The organism is Roseomonas aerilata DSM 19363, assembly GCF_000711725.1.
Taxonomy (GTDB): domain Bacteria; phylum Pseudomonadota; class Alphaproteobacteria; order Acetobacterales; family Acetobacteraceae; genus Roseomonas; species Roseomonas aerilata.
Genome location: NZ_JONP01000084.1, coordinates 1 through 10,025 on the forward strand (window position 1 = coordinate 1; position 10,025 = coordinate 10,025).

The following is a 10,025-nucleotide window of genomic DNA, read 5'->3' on the forward strand; positions in this document are numbered from 1 at the left end:
TGACGCAGGCGATCGGGCGCGGGCTGGTGGTCGGGATGCCCTGGTTCCTCAAGGTGCTGGCGGTTGTGGGCACGGCGGCCATGGTGTGGGTGGGCGGCGGCATCATCGTGCACGGGCTGGCGAGCTACGGCTGGCCGGAGGTGGAGCACGCGATCCACGGAGTCGCCGTCGCGGCGGCGGATGCGGTACCGGCGGTGGCGGGTGCGGTGGAATGGCTGGCGACGGCGGCGGGTTCGGGCGTGGTAGGCCTGGTGGTCGGCGCGGTGCCGATTCCCGTGGTGCAGTTCGTGGTGTCGCCGCTGATCGGCCTGTTCCGGCGGGAGCCGAAGGGACATGGAGCGGCGGGCACCTGACGGGGGACGCCGACGCTGCCGGCAGGGTCCGGTCAGAGTTGAATACGGAGCAATCTGGGGCGGACCTGCACCATCCACTCCACCCTGCGCAGGCCGGGCGCCAAAGGCCTATCGCTGCACTCGCCCCAAAGCGGTCCTTCATCAACACTGCTTCGGAGCTTCCGGCCAACGCTCGGGCTTGGTTCAGCCTCTGACGAAATCCCTCAGCACATCTCGAAGTAGCCGTGTGCCTCGCTCAATGGCCGGCGCGTCGAGGCCGGCATAGCCCATCACCAGCCCTGCCATCTCCGGCCGGTTCATCGGTGGACCGGGGGCATAGGACGGGGTGATGGGGTGAATGCCGAGCCCCGCATCCCGCGCCCGCGCGATCAGGGCGCCTTCCTGATCCCGTGCCAGGCCGTTCAGCCAGACGACGACGTGCAGGCCGGCTTCGGCGCCGATGACCGTCACGGTATCGCCCAGCGTGGCCGCGAGAGCACTCAGGAGGATGGCTCGGCGCTCGCCGTTGCGGCGCCGGGCGCGCCGGACGTGTCGCTCGTAGGCACCGCTAGCGATCAGCGTGGCCAGGGCCTCCTGCTCCAGGCCGGGCGTGTGCCGGTCGGTCAGGCGCTTGGCGCGGGAAAAGAGGTGCGACAGCCCCGGAGGGACAACGAGGTAGCCGAGGCGCAGGGTGGGCGAGAGCGTCTTGGAGACGGTGCCGAGGTAGATGACCCGGCCGGCCTCGTCCATCGACAGCAAGGATGGGATGGGGCTGATGTCGTAGCGGTACTCGCCGTCGTAGTCGTCCTCGATGACATGGGCGTCGTGGTGTTGCGCCCAGGCCAGCAGCTCCCGCCGCCGCCCGGCAGGCAGGACACCGCCGAGCGGGAACTGGTGAGAGGGTGTGACGAAGGCCAGCCGCGCCGGGGGTAGGTCCGCTGTCCGCAGGCCGTCGTCGTCTACGGCCACGGGAAGGACCTCCGCTCCGGTCGCCCCCAGGGCCTGCCGCGCCAGGTGGTAGCCGGGGTTCTCCATCACGGCCCGGTCGCCGGGATCGAGCAACAGCCGCGCGCAGAGATCCAGGCCCTGCTGCGAGCCGTTAACCACGATGACCTGTTCCGGCTCGCACCGCAGGCCCCGGGCGCGCCACAGATAACCTTGCAGGGCGTCGCGCAGCACCGGAAGGCCGCCGGGATCGCCGTACCGGAGGCGAGCCGGACGCCGCAGCAGGGCGGAATCGATCGCCTTCTTCCAGGCCAGCACAGGGAAATCCTCGACGGACAGGTCGCCGTAGCGGAAGTCCACGACGCCCGGCACGCGATCCGCGGGAGAGGAGGGCGCTACGAAGCCCTCCAGCCGGCGTGCGAAGGCGGAGAGGTGGCCGGGCGGCGTAGGGGAAGCCTGCCGCTTCGTCGGTGACCGAGGGGCCCCAACCCCCTGCGCCACGCGCGCCCGGGCACCCTGGCGCACCTCCAGATAGCCTTCGGCGATGAGCTGTTCGTAGGCCAGGGTGATGGTGGTACGCGAGACGCCCCATTCCACCGCGAGCGACCGGGTGGAGGGCAGCATCGCGCCGGGACCGAGAAGGCCGGAGGCGATCTGACCCTTGATGGCCTCGCTGATCCGCTGCGTGACCCGATCCTGAGCCGGTGGAGATGACCGAGGCATAACCAACTGGCTTATTCGATATGGCAGAAACTGGCTATTCTGGATGGGCCAGCGACTAGGGCATACCGGGAGCGAGCCAGGAGCCGCGCCCATGTACGTCCCGCCCGCCTTCCGCACAGACGATCCGTCAGCCTTGCACGGCGTGATCCGCGAGGCGCGCCTGGCCAACCTCGTCACCGCGACCGCGGAAGGACTGATGGCGACGCCGTTGCCGCTGTTCCTCGTGCCTGACGAAGGCCCGCACGGCACCCTCTACGGCCACTTGGCACGGGCCAACCCGCAGTGGAAGCAAGCCCCGGTCGGGCCGGCCATGGCGATCTTCGCGGGGCCGGACGCCTACATCACGCCTTCCTGGTACGCGACGAAGCGCGAGCACGGGAAAGTCGTGCCCACCTGGAACTACGTCGCCGTCCATGCCTACGGCGCCGCCGAGTTCTTCGAGGACCCGGCGCGGCTGCTGGACGCCGTGCGCCGCCTGACCGAGCTGCACGAGGGCGGCCGGCCGGCGCCCTGGGCGGTGTCCGACGCGCCGGCGGACTTCATCCGCGCGCAGCTCCGCGGCATCGTCGGGCTGCGGCTGCCAATCGAGCGGATCGAGGGCAAGCGCAAGATGAGCCAGAACCGCAGCGCGGAGGATCGGGCCGGCGTCGCCGCCGGCCTCGCCGCGAGCGAGCGCCCCTCCGACCGCGCTGCCGCGGTTCTGATCCCGACCTGAACCCTCTCACCCTTTCCAAGAGCTGTTACCGTGCCCGACCTGACCCAACTCGCGCTCTACTTGGCCGCCTCCCTGCTGCTCGCCGTCACGCCCGGCCCAGGCATCTTCTATGTCGCCGCGCGCACGCTCGCCGGGGGCCGTGCCGAGGGCGTGGCCTCTAGCTTCGGCACCGGCTTGGGCGGCATGGTCCACGTGCTCGCGGGGAGCCTGGGCGTGTCGGCCGTCGTGCTGGCGAGCGCGGAGCTGTTCACGGCGTTGAAGCTGGTCGGGGCTGCCTATCTGGTCTGGATCGGATTCCGCACCATCCAGGCGGCGCGCCGGGATGCTTCGACGGCCCTGGCGGGGGGTGCCGTGGCGCCGCCGATCGGACCTCGCCGCGCTTTCCGCGAGGGCGTGCTGGTCGAGGCGCTGAACCCCAAGACCGCCGCATTCTTCCTTGCCTTCGTGCCGCAGTTCGTGGACCCGGCCGTGGGCTCGGTGGCCCTGCAATTCATGGTGCTCGGCTTCATATCGGTCGCGCTCAACACCGTCGCCGACGTCGTGGTGGCCTTCGCAGCGGGTGGGATTCGAAGCTGCGCCGCAGCGCGTCCTGCCCTGATCCGCCGTCTCCGGGAAGGCTCGGGAGCCGCGATGATCGCCCTGGGCATCGGCTTGGCACTGGCAAAGCGCCCTACGGGTTGATCGCGCTTCGGTGGCTGAGCCAAGGTCTGCAAACCACCCAACTCGGCTGTCGCGTGCACCTGTGTTGGCGATCAGTCCCGCGCTCAACCCTCGCCGCTTGGCTCTACCCAAATCGGTTCTGTCAGCACTCGCGCCAGAGCTGCCGTCACTCGTCGGCTGCCGCTGTCATTCTATCCTGCCGCGATAATAGCGAGGGCGCTTTCCGCGCGACGGAGATGAAGCACGCGACGGCGGCTGGCGGGAACATATTGGTTGTGGCGGACGCGAGGGCGGAGGTGGTTACGGAGTTCATCGTGGCTGCGACAGAAGCGCTCGGCTGAGGTGAAGCTCTTGAACCCGCGCATACATCGGATGCGGCCTTTTATGCCTCGGTGATCCTGCTCAAGCCCGTTGTTCCTGTAAGCGCTGTTGCGGTGAACGACCCGCTTGCCCAGCGTCGAGCGGATCGCCCGCGGGTAGGAGCCATGCCCGTCCGTCGTGACTTGGTCGGGGACGATGCCGGTGACTGACTTGGCGGATCGGAAGAATGCCTTGGCTGCCGCCATGTCGCGGTGCTCGCTCAGCATGGTGTCGACGAGGTCACCGTATCCGGTCAATCGCCCGATACAAATAGCACCAGCGTCCACGGACCTTCAAATAGGTTTCGTCAACGTGCCAGGAGCGGCGGCCGGCACCGCCCGTCCCGCGCCGACGCTGGCGCAGTTCACCTGCCGGGATCGGCGCGAGCTTGGCCTCCCACTCCCGCACCGCCTCATGGCTAAACACGATGCCGCGCAGGAGGAACATCTCCGCTAAATCCCGCAAGGTCAGGCGGTAGCGCAAGCGCCACAGCACAACGAGAGAAATGACGTCGCTCGGGTACTGCGCCCTGTTCAGCACCCCCGAGCTGCGCTCGTTGAACCCTCGGCCGCAGGCGCGGCAGCGAAAGCGCCGGTAGCCCCAGGCCGTACGATCTCGCCGCTCAGTCACACCGGCGGAACCGCAGTCCACGCACCTCATTCTTGGCTCCCAAGCGCCTATCAACCCGTCAGGAGCCTATCTACGCCTGCCCACCTCACCAATCCGGGCGCCCTTGGCGCGAGTTCTGACAGATCCAGCGCAGATGCGCGCCTTGCTCGACGTGAGTTCGGACGTCTGGCTCAAGAGGTAGAGACACCGAGAAAGAGGTTCGAGGGCCAGGTTAGCATTGCACTTTCCTCTCGGCAGCCCAGGCCTGTTTACCGACAACCTCATTCACGATTCAGGAGCCAAGCATCGGTTGGAGTACCGCGGCTTCACAGGCGCCTCTGCAGCAGTGGTCGGAATGCCTGCCTGACCAGCGGACTGGGTGCTGAAAAGCATCAATGTGCTATGCTGACGGAAACCCGGTGCTTGCCGGGGCTTCCCTGTGCACAACAATGGAGGCACGTGCGCCTTGAACTACGGCAGAACCGATCACTCCAAGAACGTCCACGCGGCCCGCTCCGACCCCAACGAGACTTTCGTGGTTGGGGACCGGGTCGTCTTTCCTGCACACCGGGTCGAACGCGTCGAGAAGGTGGCAAAGGAGGAGATCGCGGGCCACTCCATCGAGATCATCCAGATCAGCTTCGACGACAGCAGCATGACTGTTCGGGTGCCTGTCGCAAAGATTGGCTCGACCGGCTTACGCAGAGTGGCATCTCCCGCCGTTGCTGCCGATGCGCTGACCGTGCTGGAGGGCAAACCCAGGACGAGCAAGATGATGTGGGCCAGGCGCGCTCAGGATTACGATCAGAGGATCAACTCGGGTGATCCGATGCTGCTGGCGGAGGTTGTGCGGGATCTGCGGCGCAACGCCAACCTTGCGACCGAGGGTAGCTTCAGCGAGCGGCAACTCTTTGAACGTGCGATCGATCGGCTTGCTGCCGAGGTCGCTGCAGTCGAAGGCATCGAGAAGGAACAGGCTTTGGGGCGCATGAACGCCCGCTTGCGTGCGCTGGACACTGAAGCGTCCACGTCCTCCTGAGGCTTGCACCGTCACCAGCCGCTTTGTAGGTCAGCCGAAGTTCAAGCTGATCTGGTCCGAGTGCTCGGCAGCGGCGTTGTCGAAGCCGGAGACTGTCACACCGAGAAGCCGAACCGTCTTTGGCAACGGGAAAACACCCCTTGCCAGTTCCAGTGAGATCCCGGTGAGGTCCGACTGGATGGTGACGGGCGCAGTTGAGGTCCGACTGCGGGTGACCTGCCGGAAGTCGGCGAACTTTACCTTCACGGTGACCGTTCGCCCGAAGGTGCCGGTCTTCTCGCACCACCCCCAGACCTCCTCGGCGAGGGCGGTGATGCCCTCCTCCACCTCTGCCGACGTAGCGAGATCGCGGGCGTAGGTGGTCTCCGAGCCGGAGGACTTGCGCGGCCGGTCCGGCACTACGGGGCGGAGGTCCTCCCCGCGCGCGATGGCGTGGAAGTGAGCGCCCGCCTTGCCGAAGTGCTCCTGCAGGAAGGCGAGGCTCCGTTCGCGGAGGTCCAGCCCGGTGCGGATGCCCAGCGCGTCCATCCGGGCCGCCGTCGCCGGCCCTACGCCGTGGAAGCGGGAGACCTCCAGCGCCTCCACGAAGGCTGGTCCCTGTTCGGGCGTGATGACGAACAGGCCGTTCGGCTTGCGCATGTCGCTGGCGAGCTTGGCGAGGAACTTGTTGTAGGAGACCCCCGCCGAGGCGGTCAGCCCCGTGCGGTCCAGGATCTCGGCCCGGATCTGACGCGCGACGGCGGTCGCGGTGGGAAGCCCCTGCAGGTTCTCGGTGACGTCCAGATAGGCCTCGTCGAGCGAGAGCGGCTCGACCAGGGGCGTATGGCTGAGGAAGACCTCGCGGATGCGCGCCGAGATCTCGCGGTAGCGCTCGAAGCGCGGTGGCACGAAGCGGAGCTGCGGGCAGAGCCGCAGGGCGGTGCGGGACGGCATGGCCGAGCGCACCCCGAAGGCGCGGGCCTCGTAGCTGGCGGCGGCCACCACCCCGCGCTCGCGGGAGCCACCGACCGCCAGCGGTAGGCCTGCCAGCGACGGGTCATCGTGCTGCTCGACCGACGCGTAGAAGGCGTCCATGTCGACGTGGATAATCTTGCGGGCGGGGGTCACAGGCTCGGCGCGGAGAGAGGCGGGGAGGGGCTTGAGACTACCATGAAGGGGAGCGGACCCGGGTAGCCGTGGCCCGTCCCCTGCCCGCGCTCACTGGAAGTCCCGCGACTTCGGCAGGACCGGCCGGCGGCTTCCTGGCTCGGGCCGGCGCACCTCGTCGGCCCCGCCAAGCGAGCGCTCCGCCCACTCGCCTCCACTCTCGGCTTGGCTGAGCCCATCGAGCAGATCCGAGCGGTCGATCAGGCGCGCCACGATGAGGTGGTTCACCGGCACCTCCACGTGCTCGGTCACCCGCTCCACCTTGCCCTCCGCCAGCATCAGCCGGGCACTCAGGAGGGCTTGCCGGTCCCGCTCGGCAATGGCGGCAAAGACCACGAGGTTGCCCACCCCGAACTCGTCCTCCACGGTGAGGAAGACCACGCCCTTGGACGTGCCCGGCCGCTGGCGCATGAGGACGATGCCGGGCAGGCGGATCCTGGCGCCCGGCCTGAAGCGCCCGAGCTGGCGGGTGTCGCCCAGCCCCAGGCGGTCCAGGACCGGCCGGAGGATCGCCATGGGGTGCCGCCCCAGCGTCAGCCCGGTGGCGCGGTAGTCGTCCACCACCTCCTCTCCCTCGCCCTGCCGGGGAGGGCTGCCTCGGGCTCCGCCATGAGGGGGGTGCTGGCCGCCATTGCCGCCTCGGCCGTGTCCCGCGCCACGGCAAAGAGCGGCAGCTGCTGCGGCCCCGATGCCGCCACCGCCGCGTCCCACACCGCCCGCCGCCGCAGGGTTCCGGTGGCTCCGAAGGCATCCGCGGCCGCCAGCGCTTCCAAGGTCTTTCGTCCCACCCCGGCGCGGATGGCGGCATCCTCCACCGAGGCGAAGGGCGCCCCGTTGCGGGCGCGCCGGGCCTTGACCAGCGCCAGGGCCTCCACCTCGGGTAGGCCCGCGACCAGCCGCAGGCCCAGCCGGAGCGCCAGCCCACCCCGGCTCTCCCGCTCCGGCTCGAGGGTGCTGTTCCAGTCCGACGCGTTCACGTCCACCGCCCGGACCAGCACCCCGTGCTCCCGGGCGTCCCGGACCAGCTGGGCAGGGGCGTAGAAGCCCATCGGCTGGCTGTTCAGCAGCGCGCAGGTGAACACCGCCGGGTGGTGCCGCTTGATCCAGGAGGAGGCGTAGACGAGGTGGGCGAAAGAGGCGGCGTGGCTCTCGGGAAAGCCGTAGGAGCCGAAACCCTCGATCTGGGCGAAGATCGCCTCGGCAAAAGCTTCCTCGTAGCCCCGGCGGACCATGCCCGCGACCAGGCGCTCGCGGTAGCAGGCCACGCCCCCGGTCAGCTTGAAGGTCGCCATGGCGCGGCGGAGCTGGTCGGCCTCGTCGGGGGTGAAGTCGGCGGCGACGATCGCCACCCGCATGACCTGCTCCTGGAACAGCGGCACGCCCAGCGTCTTGCCGAGCACCCGCTCCAGCTCGTCGGCGGGGCCGTGCGCGGGCGCGGGTGAGGGAAAGGTGACGGGCTCCTCCCCTGCCTTGCGCCGCAGGTAGGGGTGGACGAGGTCGCCGGCGATAGGACCGGGGCGGACGATCGCCACCTCCACCACGAGGTCGTAGAACCTCTCGAGCCGGAGCCGAGGGAGCATGTTCATTTGCGCCCGGCTCTCGACCTGGAACACGCCGACGCTGTCGGCCCGGCGCAGCATGGCGTAGGTCTCGGCGCACTCGCGCGGCAGGCTGGCGAGGTCGTGGTCCGGCCCGCCGTGCCGGCGCAGCAGGTCGAAGCTCCGCCGCAGGCAGGTGAGCATGCCGAGCGCCAGCACATCGACCTTCAGGATGCCCAGCGCGTCGATGTCGTCTTTGTCCCACTCGAGCACCGTCCGCCCCTCCATGGCGGCGTTGCCGACCACGGCGAGCTCGGTGAGCGCGCCGCGGGTGATGACGAAGCCGCCCACGTGGGTGGCGGTGTGCCGGGGGAAGTCGAGGATCTCCTGGGCCAGCTCCATGGTCACCGCCAGCCGCGGATCACCAAGGTCCAACCCCTCGCCCTTGGCAAGATCGGCCAGCGACCCCTCCCCTCCCCCGCCCCAGCTCGCCTTGGCCAGCCGGGCGGTCACGTCCTCGGACAGGCCCATGGCCTTGCCGACCTCGCGGATGGCGGACTTCGGCCGGTAGCGGATCACCGTGCCGCAGATGGCGGCGCGCTCGCGGCCGTAGCGCTCGTAGATGTGCTGAATGACCTCCTCGCGGCGTTCGTGCTCGAAGTCGATGTCGATGTCGGGCGGCTCGCCGCGCGACGCCGAGACGAAGCGCTCGAAGAGGAGGTCGTGCTTGTTGGGGTCCACCGCCGTGATGCCGAGGACAAAGCAGACGGCGGAGTTGGCGGCTGACCCCCGCCCCTGGCAGAGGATGCCGCGCTCGCGGGCAAAGCGGACGATCGCCTCCACCGTCAGGAAGTAGGGCGCGTAGCCCAGCTGGCCGATCAGCCGCAGCTCGTGGCCGATGCGCCCCTCGATCTCGGCCGGCACCACCGTCCAGCGCGCCACCAACGCGGCCGCAACCCTGGCCTCCAGCGTCTCCTGGGCCGTGCGGCCGGGGTCCACCACCTCGTCGGGGTACTCGTAGCGCAGCTGGTCCAGCGAGAAGCCCCGTATCGCCTCAAGCACGCGGAGGGTGTTGGCCACCGCCTTCGGGTGGCGGGCAAAGCGTGAGGCCACCTCAGCCAGGCTCTTGGGCCGGCGCTCGGCGTTGGGCTCGGCCGCCGCCCCGATGGCGTCCACCGTGGTGCCGAGCCGGATGGCGGTGAGCACGTCCGCCAAGCGCCGGCGGGAGGCCACGTGGTAGCGGACATCCCCCACCGCGAGCAGATCGCCATCCACCGAGGCGGCGAGGCCGGCCAGCCGGTCCAGCCGGCGCTGGTCGTCGCCCCGGAGCATGTGCGACCCGGCCACCATCAAGGGTAGCGCCAGTCGCCCCCGCAGCGCTCCTGCCTCTTGCCGGAAGCGCTCCCCGAAAGGCGCGCCCAGCGCCTCCGGCGGGATCGCCGCCAGAACCCAGCCCTCGGCGGTGGCCAGCAGGTCGTCCCTGGTGAGGCGACAGCTGTCCTTACGCGACGACATGCGCCCTCGGGATAGCAGGGCGGTCAGGCGCCCGTAGGAGGTTCGGCAGGTCGGCCAGACGAGGTACTCGGCGCCATCCTCCAGCCGGAGGCGGCAGCCGACCGCGTAGGCCACCGGTAGCGTCCGTCAATGTGGTGGAAATTGCGTCTGGGCTTGAGGTGGCCACGGCTCAGGCGGCCTTGGGTGGAAGTTGCAGGGTTTCGTTGGTGAGCGCTGGGTTGAGCATCTCGCCCATGGCTTCGACGCCCATGTAGCGGTGCTGCAGTTGCCACTCGTCGTTGGCCTCGAGCAGCACAGCGCCGATGAGGCGGATGATGGACGCCTCAGAGGGAAAGATGCCGACCACGTCGGCGCGGCGTTTCACCTCCTTGTTGAGGCGCTCCAGCGGGTTCGTCGAGTGCAGTTTAGTCCGGTGCGGCGCCGGGAACGCCATATAGGCGAGC

At 69.3% G+C, this 10,025-nt stretch carries 11 protein-coding genes; 4 read left to right on the plus strand and 7 right to left on the minus strand.

Annotated features, from left to right (window positions below):
* A partial coding sequence (locus tag BO39_RS28195) for a DUF808 family protein (protein ID WP_043840036.1) occupies positions 1 to 353 on the plus strand: 353 nt, incomplete at its 5' end.
* 183 nt (positions 354 to 536) lie between these two features.
* Here BO39_RS28195 and pdxR read toward each other — a convergent pair.
* Positions 537 to 2,000: a MocR-like pyridoxine biosynthesis transcription factor PdxR gene (pdxR, locus tag BO39_RS28200; RefSeq protein WP_043840038.1), complete on the minus strand. Its 1,464-nt coding sequence runs from the start codon at positions 1,998 to 2,000 to the stop codon at positions 537 to 539.
* Positions 2,001 to 2,091: 91 nt separating this feature from the next.
* Between pdxR and BO39_RS28205 the strand changes: the two genes are divergently transcribed.
* Both BO39_RS28205 and BO39_RS28210 read left to right on the plus strand, forming a co-directional pair.
* Positions 2,092 to 2,715 carry an FMN-binding negative transcriptional regulator gene (locus BO39_RS28205; protein WP_043840040.1) on the plus strand — a complete coding sequence of 208 codons (624 nt, stop codon included), beginning with the start codon at positions 2,092 to 2,094 and terminating at the stop codon, positions 2,713 to 2,715.
* 30 nt (positions 2,716 to 2,745) lie between these two features.
* Positions 2,746 to 3,396 (plus strand): LysE family translocator, encoded by a 651-nt coding sequence (locus BO39_RS28210; protein WP_043840042.1) that lies wholly within the window; start codon positions 2,746 to 2,748, stop codon positions 3,394 to 3,396.
* Between the two features lie 170 nt (positions 3,397 to 3,566).
* Here the strand turns inward: BO39_RS28210 and BO39_RS35080 are convergent, their stop codons facing one another.
* Both BO39_RS35080 and BO39_RS35085 read right to left on the minus strand, forming a co-directional pair.
* The gene (locus BO39_RS35080; RefSeq protein WP_211257602.1) at positions 3,567 to 3,962 is read right to left on the minus strand and encodes a DDE-type integrase/transposase/recombinase; all 396 of its coding nucleotides are present in this window, start codon (positions 3,960 to 3,962) and stop codon (positions 3,567 to 3,569) included.
* Between the two features lie 13 nt (positions 3,963 to 3,975).
* On the minus strand, positions 3,976 to 4,275 hold the full coding sequence (locus BO39_RS35085; protein ID WP_052402974.1) for a DDE-type integrase/transposase/recombinase: 300 nt from the start codon (positions 4,273 to 4,275) through the stop codon (positions 3,976 to 3,978).
* 535 nt (positions 4,276 to 4,810) lie between these two features.
* On the opposite strand from BO39_RS35085, the gene BO39_RS28220 reads away from it, so the two are divergent.
* Positions 4,811 to 5,383: a CarD family transcriptional regulator gene (locus BO39_RS28220; RefSeq protein ID WP_084698644.1), complete on the plus strand. Its 573-nt coding sequence runs from the start codon at positions 4,811 to 4,813 to the stop codon at positions 5,381 to 5,383.
* A gap of 30 nt (positions 5,384 to 5,413) precedes the next feature.
* Here the strand turns inward: BO39_RS28220 and dinB are convergent, their stop codons facing one another.
* The 4 genes from dinB to BO39_RS28240 form a co-directional block, all read right to left on the minus strand.
* Positions 5,414 to 6,490, minus strand: coding sequence for a DNA polymerase IV (gene dinB / locus BO39_RS28225; protein ID WP_043840044.1), 1,077 nt, complete (start codon positions 6,488 to 6,490; stop codon positions 5,414 to 5,416).
* 90 nt (positions 6,491 to 6,580) lie between these two features.
* Entirely contained in the window at positions 6,581 to 7,090 is a 510-nt protein-coding gene (locus tag BO39_RS34755; protein ID WP_245615457.1) for a hypothetical protein, read from the minus strand.
* Entirely contained in the window at positions 7,063 to 9,696 is a 2,634-nt protein-coding gene (locus tag BO39_RS28235) for an error-prone DNA polymerase (protein WP_052402976.1), read from the minus strand. The genes BO39_RS34755 and BO39_RS28235 overlap by 28 nt, the downstream gene beginning before the upstream one ends.
* Positions 9,697 to 9,751: 55 nt before the next feature.
* On the minus strand, positions 9,752 to 10,025 hold a 274-nt coding region (locus BO39_RS28240), incomplete at its 5' end, for a transposase (protein WP_211257581.1).

What these genes read in the sequence shown, in the direction of transcription:
- BO39_RS28205 (WP_043840040.1), top strand. Translation starts at nt 2,092, where the DNA reads ATGTACGTCCCGCCCGCCTTCCGCACAGACGATCCGTCAGCCTTGCAC.
- BO39_RS35080 (WP_211257602.1), bottom strand. Translation starts at nt 3,962, where the DNA reads ATGCTGAGCGAGCACCGCGACATGGCGGCAGCCAAGGCATTCTTCCGA.
- pdxR (WP_043840038.1), bottom strand. Translation starts at nt 2,000, where the DNA reads ATGCCTCGGTCATCTCCACCGGCTCAGGATCGGGTCACGCAGCGGATC.